Genomic DNA, 23,488 nt, shown 5'->3' with positions numbered 1-23,488 from the left:
TGAAAATTTATACACACTATTTGGAGAAACACAGAAAAATATACGGATATACTAATCTAACCAGAGAATATCAAAAAGTACGGGGATTGAGACATACTAAATATTCCTGGGAATCATATAAAAATATAGTCTAACTGACTCAACTCAGGATAAGAACTTTATCAAATCCGGCACAATTAACTATTACCGTTGTAGTCAAAAAGTATCGCACATAGGGGGCTTACAGACGCGTGGGTATTTTTAGAAACTTTCGCACTTCATGGGATATGGGTATCGACCTCGGTACCGCGAACACCCTGGTTTATGTATCTGGTAAAGGTATTGTACTACAAGAACCTTCTGTAGTTGCTATCGATGTCAACGAAAAGGTTGCACTAGCAGTAGGAGAAGAAGCCAAAAAAATGCTCGGTCGCACACCGGGAAACGTGATTGCCCTCCGCCCTTTGCGGGATGGTGTAATCGCTGACTTTGAGATCGCCGAGCTGATGCTGAAAAGCTTTATTCAGCGTGTAAATGAAGGTAAATCTTTGATTTTACCCCGAATCGTCATTGGTATTCCCAGTGGTGTCACAGGAGTAGAAAGACGAGCGGTGATGGATGCAGCTCACCAAGCAGGAGCTAGAAAAGTTTATTTAATTGATGAGCCTGTAGCTGCGGCCATTGGTGCAGGACTACCTGTTGCCGAAGCTACAGGCAACATGATCATCGATATTGGTGGTGGGACAACAGAAGTTGCAGTGCTGAGTCTTCAAGGTACGGTAATCAGCGAATCAGTACGTATTGCTGGAGATGAACTGACTGATGCGATCGTTCAGTATATTAAGAAAGTTCATAATTTAGTCATTGGTGAACGTACTGCCGAGGAAATCAAGATTCGGATGGGTTCTGCCTATCCGACTAATGATGATAATGACGCCATGATGGAAGTTCGAGGCTTACACCTGCTTTCTGGTCTACCGCGAACTGTAACAATCAAAGGGCCAGAAATCCGTGAAAGTATGTTGGAACCGCTATCAGTAATTATCGAAGCTGTGAAGCGGACACTAGAACGCACACCGCCAGAACTGGCAGCAGACATTATTGACAGAGGTATTATGTTAGCTGGTGGCGGTGCTTTGCTCAAAGGCATAGATACCCTCATTAGCCATGAAACAGGGATTATTACCCATATTGCTGCCGATCCTTTGAGCTGTGTTGTACTGGGAACAGGTCGTGTGTTAGAAAACTTTAAACAGTTGGAACGAGTTGTTACCGAAAGCTCTCGCAATATGTAGCAAAAAAATATCAGAATTGAGTTCTATTTGAGTTCTATTTGGGTTCTATATAAATAGAATCCAAGTAGAACTTAATTTATATAAGTACATAAAGGTATATATGGTGACAATACGGCGTTGGTGGGATCGTAAAGGGTTGCAAATAGGGTTGTTAGCTTTAGTACTTGGTAGTGCTTGGATCTTGCGACAGACTCAAGGTGAGCTAGTGCTTGAGACATACCAGGCAATTACCCGTCCATTAGAGATGTTGCAGTCAGGGCCAACTCCAGAAGAACGTCTCAGAGATGCCCGGATGATGGAATTGCAAACCCGTATAGTAGATTTGGAAAGTCAAAAGACAAAGTTACAAGATTTATTAGGCTATGTGGAAAAAGAGCCATTGGCATCACGACCAATTCCAGCACGGGTGGTAGGACGTAGTGCTGACCAATGGTGGCAACAAGTTACGCTGAATCGCGGTGCGAATGCAGGGATTCAGGAAGGCTTCGTAGTCAAGGCAGAAGGCGGATTGGTGGGTTTGGTGGAGAGTGTAACTCCCAATACTAGCCGCGTGTTGTTAATCAGTGACCTCAAGAGTCAAGTAGGTGTATCGGTTAGCCGCACAGCAGCTAAAGGCGTTTTGCGAGGAGATTCTTCTGCTGAAGCTGTATTGGAGTTTTATGAAAAAGTTCCAAATGTGAAAGTAGGAGATTTAGTTTCCACATCTACTTACAGTCAGAAATTTCCATCCGGTTTGGCAGTAGGACGAATTAAGTCGCTAGATTTAAAGAAACTTCCGGCATCAGTGGCGAAAATTGAGCTTTTTCCGCCAATCCGCTCTCTCGATTGGGTAGCTGTTTATCCCAAGCCAGAAAACCAAGAGTCGGCAAATCAAGTGCCGCAAAAGTCTAAGTAAATTCTTTGAAAAAATCCATAGAAAAATGAAGATTCCTGCATTTGGTGGTAGCAGGCAGAAAAAGCCAAAATCGTCAGAGCGAAAATCGAAATTCCGAATCCAGCCGCTTGCTCGTTGGCATCCCGGTATACGTCAGTTGTTGGGCTGGATAGTGACGGCTACTTCTGTACTGTTATGTTTGCTATTATTACCAACCCGATTCCCAGGTATGGAATTGTTGGGAATTGGCCCTAACTGGCTATTAATTTGGGTGGTAGCTTGGAGTGTGAAGCGCACAGTGTTTGCCGGAGCATTGGCAGGTATAGTTCTGGGGCTACTTCAAGATTCGATGACATCACCTAGCCCGACTCATGCCATCAGTTTAGGTATAGTGGGGGCTTTAACTGGTCTGCTCCAGAAACAGCGTTTTATCGAAGAAGATTTTATTTCGATTGCTGTAATTGTCTTTGTTTTGGCAGTTTTGGCAGAAACTATCTTTGGGTTGCAATTAACTTTGCTGGGCAATGAGCGCAAGGTGACAGATATTTGGACATATTATCAGCGCGTCGCTCTTGCCTCTGCCATTCTGAGTAGTCTGTGGGCACCTGTCGTCTATTATCCATTGAATCTTTGGTGGCAGCGGATGAAATTGTTGGAGCAATAGTAAAGGGAGTTAGAGACGCGATTAATTGCGTCTGTACAAGAATTAGGAGTAGAGACAGGATTAATCGCGCCTGTACAAGAATTTAGGAGTAGAGACGGGAATAGGTTACAGGTGACAGTAAAGAAAATTATCTTTTGTACCCTGTAACCTAAATCTTTATGGAATTTGGGCAACCTCTGGCAATATGGATTCAAGCTACAGTGAACTGTAAGTGTGAATATTACAGACTCATGTAAGTTGAGACAGCCAATAATAGCGCCTAGATATTACTAGACCTCTTGCATAAATCAAAAATAAGAAAGAACCCCACCCCGCCAAAGCTACGCTTTGTCTCCCCTCCCCGCAAGCGGGGAGGGGTTGGGGGTGGGGTGTTAGGGACTTTTGCAAGAGGTCTACTGTTTAATTATCAGGAGCAAAGCGCGATTCTCTTGTGGAGAGGCTGCGCGATCGCGTGCAGAATATTTACAGTGTTGCCTAAAATTATGGATAATTCCCCAGTGGTCGCTCAAGCAGATGCATCCTTACCAAATTACACTCAGAAAAATACACCAATAGTGGAGTCAGCAGCTGGCTCGAATTCACCACCGAAGCCAAAGGTAGGAACTGACTTTGACTCTCGCATGATGCTGCGATGTTTGGAACTTGCCCGTCGCGCTTTAGGGCGGACTTCGCCCAATCCGTTAGTGGGAGCGGTGATTGTCAAGGATGGCGAGATTGTTGGCGAAGGATTTCATCCTCGCGCAGGTGAGCCTCATGCAGAAGTGTTTGCCTTAAAAGCAGCAGGCGATCGCTCTCGTGGTGCAACAATCTATGTGTCACTCGAACCTTGCAATCATTATGGGCGTACTCCCCCTTGTTCGGAAGGATTGATCGAAGCAGGAGTGGCAAAAGTAGTGGTGGGTATGGTTGATCCCAATCCGCTGGTAGCTGGAGGTGGCATCGCCCGTTTACGAGCGGCGGGGATTGAAGTGTTGGTAGGAGTGGAAGAGGAAGCCTGCCGTCAGCTAAATGAAGCTTTTGTGCATCGCATTCTCTATAAGCGACCTATGGGAATTTTAAAATATGCCATGACTTTAGATGGCAAAATTGCTACTACCTCTGGTCATAGCGCTTGGGTGACAAGTCAAGAAGCCCGCAGTGAAGTACATCTAGTGCGGGCGGCTTGTGATGCCATAATTGTCGGCGGTAATACAGTCCGACAAGATAATCCTTATTTAACCAGCCATCAGGTAGGCGCACATAATCCCCTGCGGGTGGTGATGAGTCGCCATCTCAACTTACCGACAAGTGCCCATCTGTGGCAAACTGCGGATGCTCCAACTTTGGTGTTGACACAGAAGGGTGCTAACCCCGGTTTTCAAGAACTGTTGCTCAAACAGGGTGTGGAGGTAGTGGAATTAGCATCACTGACACCGGATAAGGCAATGGCGTACTTATATGAACGAGGTTTTTGTAGCGTGCTGTGGGAGTGTGGTGGTACTTTAGCTGCTAGTGCGATTGCTCAAGGAGCAGTGCAAAAAGTTTTAGCATTTATTGCCCCAAAAATCATTGGTGGTAGTATTGCTCCCACACCAGTGGGCGATTTAGGTTTTACTACCATGACTGAGGCGTTGTCTTTAGAACGTGTTCGTTGGCGTGTAGTAGGCTCTGACTGCTTAGTGGAAGGTTATTTGTCCCAAAAAGCTAATAGTCAACAGTAATAACGTTTGATGTTCAATCTATTTATCTTGATTTGGCGTTGGCGTAGCCCGCCGTAGGCATCATGAACACTGGCGTTCATGGGCAAGATCGCGTATAAGGGCTAGTCGAGATTGAATGTAGTGGCTAAGAAAATCAGTTTCGTTAGAATCTAACAACACTTGCGTTTCGGTTTGTTTCACTAACCACTGCACCAAGGTAGCATCATCCAGTTGTAAAAGTAGCTTGGCTTGAGCGGTTTCAACCACTGACCAAAGCTGACGCATGATTGTAGGAGTCATCAGACCTCAATTGAATAATTTAGCTTTGCTGTCTTCAGATTACACAATTCCAATCGAACTTTACGACATGAATGTAGAAGCTGAGACAAGTATTATTAAAAACTTAATAATGGTATTTATAACTTTATGAAGATTAAGAATTGAAAATAAAGATGGGGAATGGGAAATACAGATTTTTATGGATTTAGTTGCAAAATCTAGCGAACAAATGCACTAATTCTAAAAATTGGGTTTTTGTGTTTGGGAAGACTGAAATTATCTTGATTGTAGCCGAATAAAGTCAGTTTTTAAATCACTATGTTGAATACTGAGTCTGTCTTGTAGGATACAAAAATTTAACTTTTGAGAATGGTGTTTGCCAGAAAGTTAACACTGTTTAGCTGTAGATGGATCTACAAAATCATGTAAATCTGCATCCCAAATGCTGATGTAAATAAAATCACATTGTTGGCGGATAATCTGACCTTTAACTGAGCCATTTTTAAAACTAAAATTATCAGATTGGCGCTGTTGTACCTGTTTGAGTCCCTGCTTAATTTCTTCAGTGGCTTGCCCTGCTAACATTCCATTCAAGGTAGTCTCCATTACTTCTGGGTCTACCGATTGGGCAAAAGATACTTCAGTTTGACGCAGCGTTTCAGAATTACGATCGAATAAGTAGCCAAGGTCAATTTTGTTTGGCACTAGTTTGTAAACGACAGCACGAGTCTTGCCCCATGCGCCTCTTAAATCTTGATTTGGTTTGCCGAGGGTAGCTTCTACAATGTTTCTTGTTGTACCTGTAGGGAATGCGGGAACGCTTTGTCTGCTGGCAGTGGCAGCTAATTTACTGCGCGGCTTGTTTTGTGGTGTAGAACGCGCTTCTGGTGTGGGAACTGCACTTGCCTCATTTTCTGGTTCTGGCTGTGGCGTGGATGTTACTACGGGCGCTGGAGTCTCTGAAGTTATAGGCTCTTTTTCTGGCTGTGGTATGGGTACAACTGGGGAATTAGAGGTTGGCCGCCGTTTTGGTGGTGAGCTAGGGATAACTGGAACTGGAGAAGTTTGGGAGGAAACGGGCGGTTCGGTAGATGCAGGAGTGGGAAAAGATTCTGGCGATGGCGTGGGACTTGTGCCAACGGTTGTTTCTGGTTGTTGCTGACGAATGATGCTAGGAATTGCTACTGCACCAATCAACCCACCGATGAGTAAACTACCAATAATCACGGCAGATTTTTGCCAGTTTCTAGGAGTCGAAGATCCTGGAATCGCAGAATTGTTTTGCGGAGAATGTAATGGCTGAGTTTGTCGAGTCGATGCATTGGGAGAAAAACTAACTGTAGGAGTATTTGTAGTTAACTCAGTAGGTATATTAGTAGCAGACTGCAAGGCATATAGCATCTTACTGGCAGTACTGTAGCGATCGCCAGCATGAGGCTTAATTGCCTGATTAAGTACCGCCGCCAATTGCGAAGAAACGTTAGGGGCGTGTTGCTGCCAAAGTATTTCCCCAGTTTTTAGATCGGTTACTAGTTCTTGCGGGTGTTTGCCAGTCAACAGATAAATTGCCGTTAAACCTAAACTGTAAATATCAGTGGCGTAAACTGGGCGGCCAACGGCTTGTTCGCTAGGCATATATCCAGGCGTACCAATAACAAGCGATCGCGTGGGGTATCCTGGAGAATTCACCACTGAACGGATTGTTTCTTTGACTGCACCAAAATCAATTACAACTGGCTCGTTATCAACAGAACGCAGAATAATGTTATCTGGCTTGATATCTCGGTGAATAATGCCTTTGCTATGAACATAATCTAAAACTGAAAGCAGACTCAAGAGAATTTGTCGAACAGCAGTTTCACTCTCAAATCCTTTAGCTTCGACAATTTTTGTCAGTGTTTGACCGTGAATCCATTCTTGGACGAGATAAAATTGTCCATTCTCAGAAAAGTAGGCGTAGAGTTTGGGAATTTGGTGACTACTTTCACCCAAATACTCCAAGGTTGCGGCTTCCCGTTCAAACCGTTGTTGGATAAGTTGGTAGGTTTGCGGGTCATTATTAGTTATTGGTTTTAGTTGCTTGATTACACAGCGACGGCGAGAAGGCATATGGACATCTTCTGCTAGAAAGGTTTCGCCAAACCCACCAGCGCCGATTACCTGGATAACTTGATAGCGATTGTTCAGCAGGGTTATTGTCATGAAAAATTATAAGCGTAGACACCCAGTGCGGAGCCGGAGATTTCTTGTCTTCTCCGAACTTGTCGTCAGACATCGCCCTTTCCAAATGTACATCACATAAGCGAAGCCAGGGCGAATATACTCTGGCGAAATTAAATATGCGTTATCCAGAATCATTGTAGAGACGTAGTAGTGCTACGTCTCCTCATTCTTTTTCAGCACATACAGTGGATTTCAAGTTAGTGAAGTACACAAACTAAGTCTTAAAGCCAGGTACAAAGCCTGTTTTACTTCTGTTAGCGCAGCGGGGCGTAGCCCATTCTGACTCCTGAATTCTGAATTCTGCTGTATCTAATGCAAGCCGATGCATTGGTATCGCAGAATCCTGCCAAATTTACTTCGCTATGAATGAATGAAATACTGTACTAAGCGAACTCTATAGTCTCAACAAACTCTAAAATACTTTCTTTGATGTCTTCAGCCTCTTCTTCAACAGAATCGGGAGTTTCGCCGTTAACAAAGCTGTGCTGACTACTAACTATATACAAAAATTCCCCACTGATAAAGGTGAGCAATCCTCGGTATGCATCTAATCTGATTGCAGTTCCATTATTTTCTTGCTTAGAAATTGTGGAACCTTTGGGCATATCAATTAACACGTAGTAAGCACCTCGCAAAGTATTTTCCAGATATTCGGTATATTCCACAGAAGCATCTGGTACATTGGCAAAAATTGCTTGGGGTACATACTTGTCTACTAAAATTGTTTGTAAATATTCTTCTTGTCCAACAGACTCCAATTCCTCTAACTGTTCTAGGGGGAAAGGATAATAATCGATTCTCAGTAAAGTACCGATGTCATCAGAAAAGCCAACTACTCCTTCTTGGCTTTGAATTCTACCACCCTGCTGCGGTTCAACCGGAATCGGTACGGTAAAATTACCTAAAGGAGATTGATATGTCTGTTCGCTAAAATCTTCGATGACCACTGTTTCATCATCATCGTCGTCTGCATATTCTTCATCTTCTGCTTCTTTAAAGGCTGCGATTACCTCCTTGATAATTTCTTCTGCTTCTTCATCCTCAAGTTCTAAAGCTGCTTGTAGCTTTTTCAGGTAGATTTGTTTCGGTTTGGGGATGGCGAGGTCATCGTCTAAAAGCACTATTACCCCAGCAGCAAAACCATCTAGCACTAATTCATCTGAGAGAGATACTTTGGCGGCATTAAACAGGGGGCCAATTCCCTCTTCTTCGGCAATGGAGATGAGTCTATCAACTATTTCTGCAATTTCATCTTCTGAGTATTCCTCGAAAACCTCGAATTCCCAAAGGATACCCGCTAAACTTTCGGCATCTACCTCTTCAATAAATGAATCTGCGATCGCAGTCACAGTTGCGATCGCCGCCACTGCTTCCTCTGGACTTAGTGATTCCTCTGATGTCTTTGGTGAGTTAAAAACCTTGTCATATTTGGTCATAATTGCTACCTAAATTAATTCCTTGATAGTAATAACAGATTGAAAGTGACAATGGTCAGTTTACCAATGGAGCGAATCTTCTAGAGAAAAAGTTGGCTTATACATAGTTTGCTCAGTATTGCTCAGGTGTAACAAAACCTTATTTACAAAAGATTTTACCGGAGTTGAGGTGTTTTAAAATTTGTTGTTAAATATACACTTAAACACGAGCTAGGCTCAATATTTACCGCAAGTAAACTGAATTAAATATTGTAAATTTTTGTGACCGAGCAATTATAGTAAATAACTGCTATAGCTTTCTATATTTATCCTCTAGCAGATGAATTATATCTACCGATAGAATTATAAACTAGCTAGCGATAGATACCTATATCGTGGGCAGGATGTCACAATACCGAAGTTTGTAGTGACACACAATACTCAAAACATTGTACTGTTGGTTCTGCAAGTGTGAATTAGATGAAATTTTGAGTTTTTTATGGTACAAACCCCACCATCCCAGTTTTCACCAGATCAATATAAAGTAGATCCTGCAAAGGAAAATGTAGAAGCTCTTATACAAGAACAGCAGTTAGATATTGAGATTGCTCTAGAGTTCCTTTACACCAGAGATATTGAATTTCGTCAGGAAACAATTTATTTTCTCGTAGTCGATCGCTTTTATGATGGCGATCCAGATAACAGCGAAGGTGCAAACTCAGAACTGTACGATCCAACCAGACAGGATTGGGGTAAGTACTGGGGTGGCGACTTGCAAGGTGTCATCGATAAATTAGATTATCTCAAAAATATGGGAGTTACCGCTCTTTGGCTAACTCCACTGTTCGAGCAGGTTGAAGAGTTATTTGTTGGCAATGCAGCAATACATGGCTATTGGACAAAAGACTTTAAACGGCTTAATCCTCGATACATTGCGGAGGGAGAGAACCCTTCTTTAAACGCTACTCAAGAAGAAAAAAATACAACCTTCGATCGATTAATTACAGAAATGCACAAGCGCAATATGAAGCTAGTGCTGGATATTGTCTGCAACCATAGCACACCTGATACTAGCGGTAGTAAAGGTGAATTGTATGATGATGGTATCAAAATTGCTGATTTCAATGATGATGTCAATCATTGGTATCACCACTATGGCGAAGTGCAAAATTGGGAAGATGATTGGCAAGTACAAAACTGTGAACTAGCTGGTCTGGCAACCTTTAATGAAAACAATACTGAATATCGGGAGTATATTAAGTCAGCAATTAAACAATGGTTAGACCGGGGTGTGGATGCACTGCGGGTGGATACTGTCAAGCACATGCCGATCTGGTTTTGGCAAGAATTCACTGGCGAGATGACCAATCACAAACCAGATGTATTCATTTTTGGTGAATGGATTTATAGTAATCCGAGTGACGATCGCTCAGTGGAATTTGCCAATCACTCAGGCATGACACTTCTAGACTTTGGCTTGTGCGTGGCAATTCGAGCCGCATTAGGGCAAGGTTCAGAAATGGGATTCCAAACAATTCAATACATTTTTGACCAAGATCATCGCTACAACGGAGCAACAGAGCTAGTTACCTTCATTGATAACCATGATATGTGCCGTTTCCAATCGCTGAATCCCGATCCAGCGATGTTGAAGGTTGCGATCGCCTTAATTATGACCTGTCGCGGCATTCCCTGCATATATTACGGCACAGAACAGTATCTGCATAACGACACTGATGGCGGCAACGACCCGTACAACCGCCCAATGATGGAAAATTGGGATACTGAGAGTGAGATTTATCGTTGCATTAGGCTGCTGTCTGGCTTACGACGACTGAATCCAGCCGTGTCAATGGGTAGCCACTGGCAAAAATACTTAACACCGGATGTTTATTGCTATGTACGCCGCTATCGTGACTCTGCGTGTTTTGTAGCTTTAAACCGAGGAGGAGAAGTTACACTCCCAGAAGTAGAAACAGAATTACCCGATGGCGAACATACCTGCGTGGTGACTCGCAACAAGTATGAGGTGAAAGATGGCAAGATTTACGATCTAGTACTAGAAGAAAGGGGAGTGATTGTTTTCAGCCACGTTGGCGAACGGATAAAAGCACAAACAATTGTCCGCGTCCAACTCAATGGCGTTGAAACCCAACCTGGTGAAACCATTGTGGTGACAGGAGATTGCCCAGAGTTAGGTAACTGGGATATCAGCAAAGCCTATCCCTTAGAGTATATCAACACTAATACTTGGTTTGCCGAGATTCCCTTTGATGAAAGTGCTGGTAAGCTAATTGCTTATAAATATGCCATGTGGCGGGAAGGGCGATCGCCTCTGCGCGAAAATCTCGTAAATCGCCGCTGGGTGATTGCAAAAGAAGGTACTGTCAAATGGCGTGATACCTGGGCATCGGGAAGAGAATCGTAAAAATATAGAATGAAGAGTGAAGAGTCAAGGATTAAAATTTTGATTCTTCACTCTTCATTATTTATAAACAGGACTTACGCAAAATCATGAAAAAACGAACCACAGAGGGCGCAGAGGACACGGAGAAATAAGAGTTTCAGAAAGCTCTTGCGTAAGTCCTAATAAATTTTGAGTACTAAAAAATACACAATTTGAAATTAATCAAAGGAGTAATTGCTAGATTCCTTTTGGAGGATTAAATAGGACAGCAGCAATAATTAAAGGTTTGTAGTCAGCGCTTTCGCCCTACTCTGTTTGTAAAATGTCTAGTAAAACACTGCATTGAGCAAAAATAAGCAAAATGTTGCTGAAAACAAAGGGGTAACTGTTGATGAGTAAAACGACACTCTACAATCAGGACTTCCTAGTTCGTAGTGAGTGATTCATCGCTCAAAACAAAGATTATCAGCTTCCTCAAGGTGGGGAAACGCTACTGTAATTTAACTGGTGGGTGCATAGGCTAGCAAAAACCACAGGCATCGCAAACTTATAATATTGATGATATCTATCCACCTCTGACTTTTTATTGCGATAATTCCCAAGGGGGACGCGCTCTCCACTGGTCAGTTAAAGGGGGATAGATGACACTCAAGCGGTTGGTTTTATTTTTTGTGATGACGCCGATAGCAGTTCTGTTAGCAGTTTCGGCTTTATTCGGCAGTTGGCAAGAACCTCAATTTCAAAGTCGTTTGGAACTATACCAAACAAATATTGCTTTACAAGCTCAAGCTTGGCAATCAGAAGATAGCGGTGATGACAAACTCCAGACGATTCGGGAAGCAATACTTGGTGAGCAACCGCTAGAAAGCGCTACAAAGCAGTATCAGGAGGCGCGTCAATCAGTTCAAGCGAATTTAGACAAAGTTAACAACAAACTTGCACAATTACGCTCTCAAGCTGAAATAACTCCCACACCTCCGAAACCTCTACCAGACGCTCCTCCCACTATTAAAACTTCTAAACAGGGACAGCAACAGTTACAACAGTCTTTTAAGCAATTACAAAAATTACTGGCTGAATTAGACCTGCGCTTGGGAATCTTACAAGCACAGCAAGGACAGACTGATACAGCTTTCAAGACTTGGAGCGAATTACAACAACGCTCAGATATTAATTCAGGGGTTTGGGAAACCGCCGCTGTATTGACTGGACTATGGAGCAATCCTCCTCGTATCCTCCCAAATGCTCAAGAACCAATTCAAAAAAATTTAGAAGGTTGGTTTCGCTCTACTGCTTTGGTTAAGTTATACCAACTCCAGCAACGACAAGACGCGTTATCAGCAGTAAAAGCCGCACAACAAGAATCTTCTGCGCAAGCAGTGGTGAAATTGGCAGTTATTGGCACTATTCCCACTTTGGCAGCTTTAATTGGTCTAATACTGCTGATTTTATTATTTGCTCAACGGTTATTGAAAGGAAAAGCCTCTTTATTAGCTCAAAATGCTGATATCCCCTGGTCAACGCCTTGGGGTGGTGAAACGGTTTTGCAGGTTTTTATCATCGGCTTTTTCTTCATGGGGCAAATTTTTGTACCTTTGGTGATATCACTGCTACCCATCCCGCGTCCCATTGTAGATGTACGACTTCAGGCATTTTCTGTGTTGGTTAGTTACTTCTTGGTGGCATTAGGTGCGCTGTTAGTGCTGTATTTCTCTCTCAAGCGCTTTTTTCCACTACCAGAATTCTGGTTTCGCTTCCGTTTTCAAGATAACTGGTTTTTGTGGGGACTGGGAGGCTATTGCACGGCTTTACCTGTAGTTGTAGTGGTATCTTTGATTAATCAGCAGCTATGGCAAGGACAGGGTGGGAGTAATCCTCTGTTGCAACTAGCCTTGGAAAGCCAAGATAGTATCGCACTTGGTATATTTTTCTCCACGGCTGCGATCGCAGCTCCATTTTTTGAAGAAATCCTATTTCGCGGTTTTTTGTTACCCTCTCTAACTCGTTACTTACCCGTGTGGGGATCGATTCTGATCAGTAGTTTGTTGTTTGCGATCGCTCACCTCAGCTTATCGGAAATTCTCCCCCTGACCGCATTGGGCATTGTGTTGGGAGTAGTCTACACGCGATCGCGCAATCTCCTCGCTCCTATGCTCCTCCACAGCCTTTGGAATAGTGGTACGCTATTAAGTTTATTTATTTTAGGTAGCACTTAATACTAGTGCAGTACTGTTGTCAAAAACAAAAATATCTGATTTTATCACCATAGGTAGAGACAATTTACTAGTAATAATTGGTTATAAGCATAAATACTAGCTGAAAACCCAATTACGATAATGGCAAAAGCAAATTAAAGAATGCTATTAACATAGACAACAAACTATCTAGTTAAGCATTTCTTCACATTCTGGTAGATTTTAGCCATTTTTCGAGATGTTAATTGTCTTCTTGAACCATTTTTAGCTGTCATAAATTGGAATGTAATTCCGGTTTGCGCTCATGGAAGTGGGGATCGGTAACTAAAAAGCGGTTAGAAAGATATGGAAGATGCCTTTTGCGCTTCTAGATTCCCACTAGCCACGCAGTTGTCTTGCCATTGGTGCGATGTCTACGAGGGCTACGCCTACGCAAAAACATCCGGAAATAATACTGATGGACTTGTAAAAAGTGGTGTATGTAGCAGCTTTTGCTGATTATTTAAGATTTATTCTGCTCAAGATAAATTTCTGAGCTAAAAATCTGCAAAACTGCTGCACCAGGGTTTGCGATCGTCAAATCCAGCAAAAGTCATCAAGGAGCGCCAGTTCGGCCTAAACTGCAAGACATCTTGGCGTCTCCTCTGGAATAAAAGCACGCTGATTTTAATTATTCATCTTGGGACTTACTCAGACTGAAAAAATTAAAAATCTATTTATTAAGCAAGTAAATGTATTTGCTTCCATTACAATAAAGACTTTATTTTTATACTCACTGATCGAGGAGCAGCACTTATATGGCAAATCTTAACCCCAGTCATCCTACCAAACAACTTCTAGCTGGTTACTGTGGCATTATCCTGGGAGCATTCGGGGTTCATAAGTTTATTCTAGGATACGCTTCGGAAGGCTTTATCATGTTAGTGATTTCTGTCGTTGGGGGTTCTTTTACCTACGGCGTTGCTTTGTTAGTTATGCAACTTGTAGGTCTAATTGAAGGCATGATCTACTTAAATAAATCCCCTGAAGGATTTGTAAATACCTATTTTGTGAATAAGCAAGGCTGGTTCTAGTGCAAGAATAGCTTTCTTACTGGAAGCAGAGAATGATACCTGCTGCCAAATTTAGGATTGCAGCAAAAGCGCAGGGATAAAGGGCAGAAACTAAAGAAACATCCTTTTTCCCTTCCGCTTCACCCCTTACCTTTAGCAAAAGTTATACAGCACTTTTACCTTCTATATTTATTTTTATTAATATGCTCATTTTCAAACCTAAACAGCTTAACTGGGCAATGTTCTTCTTGTTAGGCTTAGGATATTTCAGTGTTATGTCTCATTTAGAAATCAACTATTTCTTCAAAAATCTGATTGCGATCGCGCCAATACAGATGGCAGCGATTATTTATGTGACTTATCGACGTTGGAAATGTCAACCTCCTGTAGGGGAATTAAAAATTAAAAATTAAAAACTCTACAGATAAATCTGGGAACTTGGAACGTTGAATTAAGTACAGCGATAGTCGTTCATGCTCAACAAAGTACGATAAATTAATAATTTTAATATGGTTGACATTGAGTCATAGTTCCATATTTAGCCTACGCTCGAATTAGAGACGCTTTTAGTCAGGCGTTGAATTTCTGTAGCGAATCTAAACACAAGCCATGCAACTTGTCCCGAAAACTAAGCCAGCCCTAGAACCTGACCCAATCCTAGAGAAGATTATTTTAGATGTTGGGGGTATGAAGTGTGCTGGGTGTGTGAACGCAGTAGAGCGACAGCTGACACAACATCCAGGAGTCAAGAGTGCCTGTGTGAACCTGGCCACAGAGGTAGCAGTTGTAGAATCAGAAATTGGTGTAATAGATGCAAATGCACTCGCACAGCGATTAACAGCCGTTGGATTCCCGACTCAACCCCGAAAAGCTAATGGCACAGTAGCGGGCGAAATATCGACTTTACCAGATCCAGCAGAACGACAACGCCAAGAAATGCGTTCTTCTCTATGGCAGTTAGCGATCGCAGCGGTGTTGCTGATATTGTCGGGAAGTGGACATTTTGGTAATCTTGGTAGCTCAGTGCTGCCAGTGTTAAATAACATCTGGTTTCACTGTGGACTGGCGACAGTAGCGCTGTTAATTCCCGGTCGCCCGATTTTAGTAGATGGCTGGCTGGGCTGGCGACGAAATGCGCCTAATATGAACACTCTAGTGGGATTGGGAACGCTGACAGCCTACATTGCTAGTTTAGTAGCGTTGCTTTTTCCCCAATTGGGTTGGGAGTGCTTTTTTGACGAGCCAGTAATGATGCTGGGCTTTATTCTCTTAGGAAGGACATTAGAGCAACAAGCTAGAGGTCGCGCGGCGGCTGCATTTAGGAAATTACTAGCACTCCAGCCACTCCTAGCGCGATTAATTGCCAACCCAGAGAAAGCCGGAATGGGTTCTTCTAGTGTTGAGATTCCTGCTGAACAGGTGCGTGTCGGTGAATGCTTACAAGTGCTACCAGGCGATAAAATCCCCGTTGATGGTGAAGTGGTAGTTGGTCAAACAACGGTTGATGAATCAATGCTAACCGGGGAAGCAGTGCCAGTAATCAAGAAACCAGGAGATATGGTGACAGGGGGGACACTAAACCAGTCAGGAGCGATCGCTATTCAGGCAACCCGGATTGGAAGTGATACAACTCTAGCTCAAATTGTCGCCCTAGTAGAAGCTGCACAAACTCGGAAAGCCCCAGTACAAAAATTAGCAGATACAATAGCTGGTTACTTTACCTACGGTGTGTTGACAGCATCTGTCTTAACATTTGGATTTTGGTACTTTTTCGGCACTCACATCTGGACTGATATCACCATGTCTGGTGGTATGGAAATGATGAGCCACGCTACACATGAAGCCCAGCACGGGCTAAACGCCCCGCTACCGCTAACAGCACTCAGCACTCAGCACTCACCACTCCTAGTGAGTTTAAAACTAGCGATCGCAGTTATGGTAGTCGCCTGTCCCTGTGCTTTGGGACTTGCTACACCAACAGCCATTCTTGTGGGAACTGCTATGGGTGCAGAACGAGGTCTGTTAATCAAAGGTGGCGATGTTTTAGAAAAAGTACACCAGTTAAACACCGTAGTATTTGATAAAACTGGCACTCTGACTACAGGTAATCCCATCGTCACAGATTGTCTGTTAATTGAGGAAATGGGGAATAACGAGTGGGGAATAGGGAGTAGGGTTGACTACTCCCTAATACAGCTAGCAGCAGCCGTAGAAAGCGGTACTCACCATCCCTTAGCAAAAGCGATTCAGCAAGAGGCACAACGGCAACAGTTATCGATTCCAGAGGCTGTAGACTTTCACACGGAACCAGGACTAGGGGTATCTGCTGTGGTCGAGGGCACAGTTGTATTGTTGGGTAACTGGGAATGGTTGAGTTGGCACGGCATTGCCATTAACGAAACCGCACAACAGGTAGCACAGGATTTAGCAACAGATGGTAAAACAGTCGTTTGTGTAGCAATTGGCGGAACTTTAGCCGGACTAATTGGTGTTTCTGATACCCTCAGATCGGATGCTCGATCCACTGTAGATAAGTTGCGTCAGATGGGCTTACGGGTAATGTTGCTCAGTGGCGATCGCAAAGAAGCAGCTAGCGCCATAGCCAAACAACTAGGATTAGATAGTGCTGATGTAATAGCAGGTGTTCCCCCAGCTAAAAAAGCGGCGGCAATACAAGCACTCCAGTTAGAAGGGACAAGGGGACAAGGGGGACAAGGAGACAAGGGGGCAAAGAAAACTCCTAACTCCTCACTACTAACTCAGCACTCAGTTGTGGCAATGGTAGGAGATGGAATCAACGATGCTCCAGCTTTATCCCAAGCTGATGTAGGCATTGCTTTACACTCCGGGACAGATGTGGCGATGGAAACTGCTGAAATTATTTTAATGCGCGATCGCCTAAACGATGTCGTCGAATCTATTCAGCTTAGTCGCGCCACCTTCAATAAAATCCGCCAAAATTTATTCTGGGCTTTTGCATATAATACACTTGGCATTCCTTTAGCAGCAGGTGTTTTATTCCCTAGTCTGGGTTTTGTGCTTAACCCATCTGGTGCTGCTGCATTAATGGCTTTTAGCTCTGTTAGCGTCGTCACCAACTCAATATTATTACGGCGATTCGCTCATCGCGTGTAGAATACTTCTTTACACGTCCAATTTGCCACCACAAATATTGGTTATCAAAACAGAATTCAGGAGTCAGTCGTCAGATTTAAGACACTTACCAAAGCTATCATAGCTACTGGAGTAGAACGGCCATGTTCTACTCTTTCAAGGTATTATGCAATTTTAAAGCTTATTTAGATTAGCACCACAGACTTATGGTGCGCGAAAATGGCAAGATACGATACTAAACAAATCTTAATCAATTACAGTTCCACCGATTTGTCAATGGCAGCCGAAACCAATGAAAACCATCTACTGATTATTGAAGACGATCAAGGTCGCAAAGAATTTTCTCTGGAGCACCCCGTCTACTCTATCGGTAGAGACCGCGAATGTAATATCCGTTTAATGTCGCAGTTTGTCTCCCGCCGCCATGCCACATTAGTGAGATTGCCACGAGAGCATAATAGTCATAGCTACTATTACCGGATTGTAGATGGCGATGCCAAAGGTAAACCTAGTTCCAACGGTTTGATGATTAATGGACGCAAGATACCAGCCCACGATCTCAGAAATGAAGACGAGATCGTTTTTGGGCCTCAAGTACGTGCCATTTATTACCTTTTAAGAAATACTCAGCGTTTAGGACAAACGGATTCGAGTGAGTATGATATTACACTAATAAACCCCGGTATGGCCGAGGATTTAGAGGAGTAGAAAAGTGAATTATAACTACCAATTACAGTCTGACACTTCCACAGCTTCAAGCCGTGGGAGTATCAATTCAATCACCAAAACTATCCTGCAATACTTTCAATCAAATGCCAATGACGGCTACTTTCAATAGATTGCTTGATTAACTCAAACATTTGTCGGCAGTAATTATCTAGGTGAATTGGTAGTTCTTCATTTTTAATCACAATACTCATGCGAGTTTCCGTTTCAGTAGATTTTGATTTGTCAATCAGTACTTCTACTGTTATTAATTTAGGAAAAGGAACATTTCCAGGAACCTCACGACCGATAATATATTCGGCTGTGTGATATTGAATATCCAACTGACAGTCCTGTAGAAGTTCTACAAGTAACGGCAACAGATGGTCACTAGGAACAGAAACAATAAATGAACAGGTATAGCGAGCCATAATAGCCCCAAGCCTTGCAACACTCCGTCCATCCTATAATACCGAAGTATCTAAATATAAAGTCATTAAAAAATCAAAGTTTTTGAGAGCAGGTACTACCAGATATACAGTCAATGAAGAGGCAGGGGGCAGGGGAGCAGGGGAGCAGAGGGGCAGAGGGGCAGAGGAACAGGGGGAAAAGTTCCAAGCTACGTCTGCAAGTATCAAAGCCTCATTAAAGGAGTTCAAAGGCTCATTAATGAGTATCAAAGACTCATTAAAGGAGTTCAAAGGCTCATTAAAGGAGTTCAAAGCCTCATTAATGAGTATCAAAGACTCATTAAAGGAGTTCAAAGGCTCATTAATGAATATCAAAGCCTCATTAATGAGTATCAAAGCCTCATTAAAGGAGTTCAAAGACTCATTAAAGGAGTTCAAAGACTCATTAAAGTTATAGTGACACTAACTTGCATTCTAAAACATATCTCCTCTGCTCCCCTGCTCCCCTGCTCCTCTGCCTTCTTTGGTAAGCTGAAAGTTTGATCAAAAACTTTACAATAAAGGTTTGGCTGAGGTAGAAAATGAAAGTCGCAATTACTGGGGCAACAGGATTTGTCGGTAGTCGTTTGGTACAACGATTACAAGGGGAAGGTCATAAAACAGTAGTATTAACTCGGAATACCACTTTTGCTCAAAAGGTTTTTCCCTCTGAGGCTTTCCCTAATGTAGAAATTGTTGCCTATACACCAAATGCATCTGGTTCTTGGCAAAGTGTCATCGCTAATTGTGATGGCGTAGTTAATTTGGCAGGAGAACCTATTGGTGAAGGACGCTGGACACCAGAACGGAAACAAGAAATCCTCAATAGCCGAAAGTTAGGTACACAAAAAATAGTTGAAGCAATAGCCAACGCTAACCCTCAACCATCTGTGTTAATTAACGCTTCGGCTATTGGCTACTACGGCACCAGTGAAACGACTACCTTTGATGAAACCAGTCAATCTGGTAACGATTTTCTTGCCCAAGTCTGCCAAGCGTGGGAAGCTGAAGCGAGAAAAGTAAAAGATGCTGGTGTACGACTGGTAATTCTGCGTTTTGGGATTGTCTTGGGCAATGGTGGCGCTTTAGGTAAAATGATTCCACCTTTCAAACTCTTCGCTGGCGGGCCTATTGGCAGTGGTCGGCAGTGGTTCTCATGGATTCACGTAGACGATTTAGTTAACCTGATTCTGCAAGCTTTAACTAAACCGGAAATAGAAGGTGTATATAATGCCACTGCCCCTAACCCAGTCCGAATGGCAGATTTAAGCCAAGCTTTGGGACAAGTGATGAATCGCCCTTCTTGGTTGCCTGTTCCTGCTTTTGCGATCGAAGCTCTTTTAGGAGACGGGGCAATAGTAGTTTTAGAAGGTCAGCAAGTTATCCCGAAACGCACTGTGCAAACAGGTTTTGAGTACAAATATCCTAATTTGCAATCGGCATTAACACAAATTCTTACATAGATTCAAAGGGAGTGGGGAGTAAGAATTTTAGATTTGAGATTTTGGATTTTAGATTGAAATTTAATCCAAAATCTCAAATCCAAAATCCAAAATTGAATTGCCTCATGCCTTATTCTTTGACTATTGACTAGAAAGAAATTTTTTGGAAACCCAACTGATAATACCGCTGAGAATGGCACCGCCCATGAGAATGCCAATTGCGGGGTTAAACAAGGGTTGCCACAGTTGATGCCACAAATCCAACCCCAGGTTTACTCCGGCGGCATCACCGATCGCAGCGATCGCTAACCAGCCAAAGCCAAACAAAACCAAAAAAACATCGGCGACTAAAACCATGTTTAGCCAATTTAACAATTTATCTTTCATGATTAGATTGGGAATTGGGCATTGGGCATTGGGCACTTGTACTGAGGACTTGCCTTGAGCTTAAGTAGAAAGGAGTAGTTGGCGCAGCTTCTCCAAGAGTTTTATTAGCCATTGGGAAACAAGAAGGAGGAGTTCTTCAATTTTTAATTTTTAATTTTTAATTTTTAATTGATTTCTCCCCACTCCCCATCTTTTACTTTTCAAACAGCCAATTTTTGACTTTTGTCAAACTTTGCCAATCTGGTTTTCTACTTAAACCGTCCTCAATACTATTTTTTATTTCATCACTCCATTCTTCGTTGACAAAAATCAACTGTTGTGCTATGTCGATGTGTTCCCGCAAACCTTTTTGCTTTGTTTCCAGCATTGCTAAGGCGAGATTGATTCTAGCCTGGGGATCTTGGGGATTTAACTTGACTGCCTTCTGTCCAGCTTTGTAAGCCAAATTGGGTTTGTTATCGAGTAGATACAACCACGCTAAACAAACCCAAGCTGCACTGGTTTTAGGAGCGCGATCGCACACTTCTTTAAATACAGGGATTAAAGATTCTGCTGATTCTCCTGCTTTATAGCGTTCTAAACCTGTATCAAACAGGGATTCAACTGTTTGAGTCATAGTAAATTAATCATGAGTCATGAGTCATTGGTCAATTGTCATTTGTCTTTCGTCCAATAACCAGGGACAAATGACAACTGACAATATTACACCCCAAATGACTTGCCGCAACCACAAGTTTGATTAGCATTGGGGTTAGTGAATTGGAAACCACCGCCAATCATGGCATCGCTGTAATCGAGCATTAAACCGTAGAGATATAACAAACTCTTGCGATCGCTGACAATTTTGAAGCCATCATAGTCAAAAACTTCATCATCAGGAGCGATCTTGCTGGTATCTTCAAAATCCATCATATAAGACATCCCAGAACAGCCACCCTGACGTACTCCTACCCGTAAGCAGAAATCTGTGCCTTGCTTGTCTCGGAGGGATTTGACCTGGTGCAATGCGGCTTCGCTCAACAGAATTCCGCGTTGTTGAGCCTGAATTGCTTGTGTCATCTGCTTTTCAACTCCTTAATTAGTATAAGCGTTACCCTATATCGGCTTGTTAATGCTTCTGGGTTGCTCTTGGTGTTTTTGTATTCATTCTAGCGGCTTAGATGTTGCTAGATGCCAAATTGTAAACACTCCGTCAAAAGTAGCCAAAGATTTCTATTCTAGAATTGAGAGACTCAGTGTGTTCATACATTCGGTATTCTTAAAATTCAAGCCTTGCGGCAGCAACAGAAGCAACCACCCTTCAGGTGCAGCCATAAAAATTTAATCAGAGGCTAGCTAGCCCCCAAAGTTTACTTCCAAATTGCTTCTTTTGATCTCTATGACAAGTTTTAATCGCTCTACCAGTCGTCGGTTGAAGAAATTAACTCAAATTCCTTCTGTATGGGAGGGCGATCGCCGTCCGTTGTCATCACCAAACCATCTGTCAGACTCAGAGGCAAAGGGAGAATGCATTCTTTGGGTAGATTACTCCCAAGGTGTTGTTCGAGGAATGGACGTGGTAGCTTCAGATATTGGCCCAGAAGCAATAGTTCGCACCTTAATGCAAGCTATGGAACATCCTCAAAGTCCGGCAAGGCCTGCTAGACCCCAAAGAATTGTAGTCAAAGACCGCGAGATCCAATTTTACCTGCGGGGAGTGCTGCAAGATTTGGATATCGCCATTGACTATGCACCAGAACTGCCTTTAATTGACGAACTATTTCGTGGATTCGCCGATATCCTCGATAGTCAAACCCCCGACTTACCGCCACAGTATGCACAAATCTTGCGAGAGAAAGCATTTGCAATTTGGCAAGCAGCACCTTGGGAATTTTTGGAAGAACAGCAAATTTTGTCAATCGAGATTAATAAGTGGGATGTTGGCACACTCTACGCCTCAGTTATGGGAATGCTGGGAATGGAGTATGGGATTTTGTTTTATCGCTCAGAAGAGTCTTTAAAACAATTTCGCGCCGCAGTTTTAACGGATGAAGAATCAACAGAGCATCTAGAAGAAGCGTTCCTTAAGCAAGATTGCCTGTTTCTCACTTTTGAGAGCGTTGACGAAACCGATGAAGATGACGATGAAGAAGATGATTTGGCAGATTTGCCATTATCAGAAATTGACCCTACTTTTGGTAATATCCATCCTTTAGAAGGACTACGGTCTGTTTTGTATGACGAAGAGGCATTGGTAATCTTGGTTGCGATCGAAAGCCTGAGCCGCTTTATTCGCGATCACCGTCGCCAACTTCATGAGGACATCTTCCCTACCCTCAGCCGTCGCTATCGCATTTCTCTACCGCAGTCGGAAGAATCAACTAAATCAGTGCCTGTGACAGTCTCTACCATGCCGCAGTTAGCAGCAGAATTAGAGGAAATGGCAGGCTTTGGTATTGATGACGAGGAGATTGACAACGTTGATTTTCAATCATTGCGAGATGACTTGATACCAGAAGATTCCTTCCTCAGCTTAGGTGTAGTGTCCTGGGAAATGTTGGATTCTCTGCGAAAGGGAGTCAGCTACCACCAGGCTAGTGAAATCAAACAAGTGGGTGACGGTTTGCCGGTGATTTTAATTCAAACCTCACGCCCCAAGGCAAAGACTGTAATTGAAAGAATTGAAGCAACAGGGGGACTGAGAGCAATTTGCTTTAATCCAGGTGCCGATCCTTTTGATGGCGATCGCTACGACCTAGGTTTATTGCAAACTCAAAATGGCGAATTGTTCCTATTCGGTGAATTTTTAGATGAAGATCCGATTCATGTCGAAGCCCGAAAAAAATGGAATCAGCGGTGTAAAAATACTAAAGGCTACTGTGGCTTAATCATTGCCAAAGGACTAACGGGAGCCTCCCGTGGCAATCCACAGTTACGAGATATGATGGCTTTGTTTGAAGGGCGATCGCTTTCACCTAAAGATTTAGGTATTGGCACTCTCCAACTTATGCCCCAACTTAAATTTGAGTAATTGCATGAACTGCCGCAATCCTCAATCTCAAATTATCGGTATGAGAAATTAAGTTGATGTGTATTTGATTGACTAAAACTGCATTTGAGAGGGGAAAATGGGAAGGCTTTGCCTTTTAACGTTTACCCCTCTTCTCTTTACCAACGGGATGTTGATTGACCAGTGCTGAATACTGTCTTACCCGATAGTAAAACGTGGGGATTGAAGTAAAGGCGCATCATTTACAGCAGATTTCAAGGAAAGTGAGATACACAAGCTAAGTCTGTGACCCAGATATAAAGAGTGTTTTACTCCTTAATTCAGAATTCTGAATTAAGGA

At 42.9% G+C, this 23,488-nt stretch carries 20 protein-coding genes; 13 read left to right on the top strand and 7 right to left on the bottom strand.

What is annotated here, in order from left to right:
• Positions 1–266 precede the first annotated feature (266 nt).
• The 4 genes from ACM0OX_RS11130 to ribD all read left to right on the top strand — a co-directional run bounded on the left by ACM0OX_RS11130 (position 267) and on the right by ribD (position 4,512).
• Positions 267–1,274 (top strand): rod shape-determining protein, encoded by a 1,008-nt coding sequence (locus ACM0OX_RS11130; RefSeq protein ID WP_104908541.1) that lies wholly within the window; start codon positions 267–269, stop codon positions 1,272–1,274.
• Positions 1,275–1,374: 100 nt separating this feature from the next.
• Positions 1,375–2,169, top strand: coding sequence for a rod shape-determining protein MreC (gene mreC / locus ACM0OX_RS11125; protein ID WP_414514921.1), 795 nt, complete (start codon positions 1,375–1,377; stop codon positions 2,167–2,169).
• A 25-nt stretch (positions 2,170–2,194) separates the two neighbouring features.
• On the top strand, positions 2,195–2,812 hold the full coding sequence (gene mreD / locus ACM0OX_RS11120; RefSeq protein ID WP_414514920.1) for a rod shape-determining protein MreD: 618 nt from the start codon (positions 2,195–2,197) through the stop codon (positions 2,810–2,812).
• A gap of 482 nt (positions 2,813–3,294) precedes the next feature.
• Positions 3,295–4,512, top strand: coding sequence for a bifunctional diaminohydroxyphosphoribosylaminopyrimidine deaminase/5-amino-6-(5-phosphoribosylamino)uracil reductase RibD (gene ribD / locus ACM0OX_RS11115; protein ID WP_414514919.1), 1,218 nt, complete (start codon positions 3,295–3,297; stop codon positions 4,510–4,512).
• 60 nt (positions 4,513–4,572) lie between these two features.
• On the opposite strand, the gene ACM0OX_RS11110 is transcribed toward ribD, so the two are convergent.
• From ACM0OX_RS11110 to ACM0OX_RS11100, 3 genes are all read right to left on the bottom strand, one after another.
• Positions 4,573–4,791, bottom strand: coding sequence for a hypothetical protein (locus ACM0OX_RS11110; RefSeq protein ID WP_094352484.1), 219 nt, complete (start codon positions 4,789–4,791; stop codon positions 4,573–4,575).
• Between the two features lie 366 nt (positions 4,792–5,157).
• Complete coding sequence (locus ACM0OX_RS11105) at positions 5,158–6,972, bottom strand: protein kinase domain-containing protein (RefSeq protein ID WP_414514918.1); 1,815 nt, start codon at positions 6,970–6,972, stop codon at positions 5,158–5,160.
• A gap of 404 nt (positions 6,973–7,376) precedes the next feature.
• On the bottom strand, positions 7,377–8,429 hold the full coding sequence (locus ACM0OX_RS11100) for a hypothetical protein (protein ID WP_414514917.1): 1,053 nt from the start codon (positions 8,427–8,429) through the stop codon (positions 7,377–7,379).
• Between the two features lie 478 nt (positions 8,430–8,907).
• Here ACM0OX_RS11100 and ACM0OX_RS11095 point away from each other — a divergent pair, with 478 nt between their 5' ends.
• The 6 genes from ACM0OX_RS11095 (at position 8,908) to ACM0OX_RS11070 (ending at position 17,884) form a co-directional block, all read left to right on the top strand.
• Entirely contained in the window at positions 8,908–10,836 is a 1,929-nt protein-coding gene (locus tag ACM0OX_RS11095) for an alpha-amylase family glycosyl hydrolase (protein WP_414514916.1), read from the top strand.
• 620 nt (positions 10,837–11,456) lie between these two features.
• Positions 11,457–13,031 carry a lysostaphin resistance A-like protein gene (locus ACM0OX_RS11090; protein ID WP_414514915.1) on the top strand — a complete coding sequence of 525 codons (1,575 nt, stop codon included), beginning with the start codon at positions 11,457–11,459 and terminating at the stop codon, positions 13,029–13,031.
• Between the two features lie 776 nt (positions 13,032–13,807).
• Entirely contained in the window at positions 13,808–14,083 is a 276-nt protein-coding gene (locus ACM0OX_RS11085) for a TM2 domain-containing protein (RefSeq protein ID WP_289798872.1), read from the top strand.
• Positions 14,084–14,265: 182 nt separating this feature from the next.
• Positions 14,266–14,475, top strand: coding sequence for a hypothetical protein (locus ACM0OX_RS11080; RefSeq protein ID WP_414514914.1), 210 nt, complete (start codon positions 14,266–14,268; stop codon positions 14,473–14,475).
• Positions 14,476–14,671: 196 nt separating this feature from the next.
• Positions 14,672–17,197, top strand: coding sequence for a heavy metal translocating P-type ATPase (locus ACM0OX_RS11075; RefSeq protein WP_414514913.1), 2,526 nt, complete (start codon positions 14,672–14,674; stop codon positions 17,195–17,197).
• A 198-nt stretch (positions 17,198–17,395) separates the two neighbouring features.
• Positions 17,396–17,884 (top strand): FHA domain-containing protein, encoded by a 489-nt coding sequence (locus ACM0OX_RS11070; protein ID WP_094352473.1) that lies wholly within the window; start codon positions 17,396–17,398, stop codon positions 17,882–17,884.
• Between the two features lie 80 nt (positions 17,885–17,964).
• Here the strand turns inward: ACM0OX_RS11070 and ACM0OX_RS11065 are convergent, their stop codons facing one another.
• The gene (locus ACM0OX_RS11065; RefSeq protein WP_289798874.1) at positions 17,965–18,312 is read right to left on the bottom strand and encodes a hypothetical protein; all 348 of its coding nucleotides are present in this window, start codon (positions 18,310–18,312) and stop codon (positions 17,965–17,967) included.
• An 82-nt stretch (positions 18,313–18,394) separates the two neighbouring features.
• Here ACM0OX_RS11065 and ACM0OX_RS11060 point away from each other — a divergent pair, with 82 nt between their 5' ends.
• Both ACM0OX_RS11060 and ACM0OX_RS11055 read left to right on the top strand, forming a co-directional pair.
• Positions 18,395–18,748, top strand: a complete 354-nt coding sequence (locus ACM0OX_RS11060) for a hypothetical protein (protein WP_414514912.1) — start codon at positions 18,395–18,397, stop codon at positions 18,746–18,748.
• Positions 18,749–18,872: 124 nt separating this feature from the next.
• Positions 18,873–19,793 carry a TIGR01777 family oxidoreductase gene (locus ACM0OX_RS11055; RefSeq protein WP_414514911.1) on the top strand — a complete coding sequence of 307 codons (921 nt, stop codon included), beginning with the start codon at positions 18,873–18,875 and terminating at the stop codon, positions 19,791–19,793.
• 120 nt (positions 19,794–19,913) lie between these two features.
• Here ACM0OX_RS11055 and ACM0OX_RS11050 read toward each other — a convergent pair whose 3' ends face one another.
• The 3 genes from ACM0OX_RS11050 to ACM0OX_RS11040 all read right to left on the bottom strand — a co-directional run bounded on the left by ACM0OX_RS11050 (position 19,914) and on the right by ACM0OX_RS11040 (position 21,218).
• Positions 19,914–20,159 (bottom strand): hypothetical protein, encoded by a 246-nt coding sequence (locus ACM0OX_RS11050; protein WP_094352470.1) that lies wholly within the window; start codon positions 20,157–20,159, stop codon positions 19,914–19,916.
• A gap of 193 nt (positions 20,160–20,352) precedes the next feature.
• Positions 20,353–20,775: a hypothetical protein gene (locus ACM0OX_RS11045; RefSeq protein WP_322674253.1), complete on the bottom strand. Its 423-nt coding sequence runs from the start codon at positions 20,773–20,775 to the stop codon at positions 20,353–20,355.
• 86 nt (positions 20,776–20,861) lie between these two features.
• Positions 20,862–21,218, bottom strand: coding sequence for an iron-sulfur cluster assembly accessory protein (locus ACM0OX_RS11040; RefSeq protein ID WP_104908912.1), 357 nt, complete (start codon positions 21,216–21,218; stop codon positions 20,862–20,864).
• 319 nt (positions 21,219–21,537) lie between these two features.
• Here ACM0OX_RS11040 and ACM0OX_RS11035 point away from each other — a divergent pair, with 319 nt between their 5' ends.
• Complete coding sequence (locus tag ACM0OX_RS11035; RefSeq protein WP_414514910.1) at positions 21,538–23,169, top strand: DUF6930 domain-containing protein; 1,632 nt, start codon at positions 21,538–21,540, stop codon at positions 23,167–23,169.
• The last annotated feature ends 319 nt before the right edge of the window (positions 23,170–23,488 follow it).

The organism is Nostoc sp. PCC 9305 (assembly GCF_963920915.1).
Taxonomy (GTDB): Bacteria; Cyanobacteriota; Cyanobacteriia; order Cyanobacteriales; family Nostocaceae; genus Nostoc.
The sequence above is the reverse complement of the archived record's forward strand: the minus strand, read 5'-3'. Positions and strand labels throughout refer to the sequence as shown.

Coding starts and splice junctions, on each gene's coding strand:
- ACM0OX_RS11050 (WP_094352470.1), bottom strand. CDS start 20,159: ATGAAAGATAAATTGTTAAATTGGCTAAACATGGTTTTAGTCGCCGAT.
- ACM0OX_RS11130 (WP_104908541.1), top strand. CDS start 267: ATGGGTATCGACCTCGGTACCGCGAACACCCTGGTTTATGTATCTGGT.
- ACM0OX_RS11040 (WP_104908912.1), bottom strand. CDS start 21,218: ATGACACAAGCAATTCAGGCTCAACAACGCGGAATTCTGTTGAGCGAA.
- ACM0OX_RS11090 (WP_414514915.1), top strand. CDS start 11,457: ATGACACTCAAGCGGTTGGTTTTATTTTTTGTGATGACGCCGATAGCA.
- ACM0OX_RS11045 (WP_322674253.1), bottom strand. CDS start 20,775: ATGACTCAAACAGTTGAATCCCTGTTTGATACAGGTTTAGAACGCTAT.
- ACM0OX_RS11105 (WP_414514918.1), bottom strand. CDS start 6,972: ATGACAATAACCCTGCTGAACAATCGCTATCAAGTTATCCAGGTAATC.
- ACM0OX_RS11065 (WP_289798874.1), bottom strand. CDS start 18,312: ATGGCTCGCTATACCTGTTCATTTATTGTTTCTGTTCCTAGTGACCAT.
- mreC (WP_414514921.1), top strand. CDS start 1,375: ATGGTGACAATACGGCGTTGGTGGGATCGTAAAGGGTTGCAAATAGGG.
- ACM0OX_RS11070 (WP_094352473.1), top strand. CDS start 17,396: ATGGCAAGATACGATACTAAACAAATCTTAATCAATTACAGTTCCACC.
- ACM0OX_RS11085 (WP_289798872.1), top strand. CDS start 13,808: ATGGCAAATCTTAACCCCAGTCATCCTACCAAACAACTTCTAGCTGGT.
- ACM0OX_RS11100 (WP_414514917.1), bottom strand. CDS start 8,429: ATGACCAAATATGACAAGGTTTTTAACTCACCAAAGACATCAGAGGAA.
- ACM0OX_RS11095 (WP_414514916.1), top strand. CDS start 8,908: ATGGTACAAACCCCACCATCCCAGTTTTCACCAGATCAATATAAAGTA.
- ACM0OX_RS11055 (WP_414514911.1), top strand. CDS start 18,873: ATGAAAGTCGCAATTACTGGGGCAACAGGATTTGTCGGTAGTCGTTTG.
- ACM0OX_RS11080 (WP_414514914.1), top strand. CDS start 14,266: ATGCTCATTTTCAAACCTAAACAGCTTAACTGGGCAATGTTCTTCTTG.
- ACM0OX_RS11075 (WP_414514913.1), top strand. CDS start 14,672: ATGCAACTTGTCCCGAAAACTAAGCCAGCCCTAGAACCTGACCCAATC.
- ACM0OX_RS11035 (WP_414514910.1), top strand. CDS start 21,538: ATGACAAGTTTTAATCGCTCTACCAGTCGTCGGTTGAAGAAATTAACT.
- ribD (WP_414514919.1), top strand. CDS start 3,295: ATGGATAATTCCCCAGTGGTCGCTCAAGCAGATGCATCCTTACCAAAT.
- ACM0OX_RS11110 (WP_094352484.1), bottom strand. CDS start 4,791: ATGACTCCTACAATCATGCGTCAGCTTTGGTCAGTGGTTGAAACCGCT.
- mreD (WP_414514920.1), top strand. CDS start 2,195: ATGAAGATTCCTGCATTTGGTGGTAGCAGGCAGAAAAAGCCAAAATCG.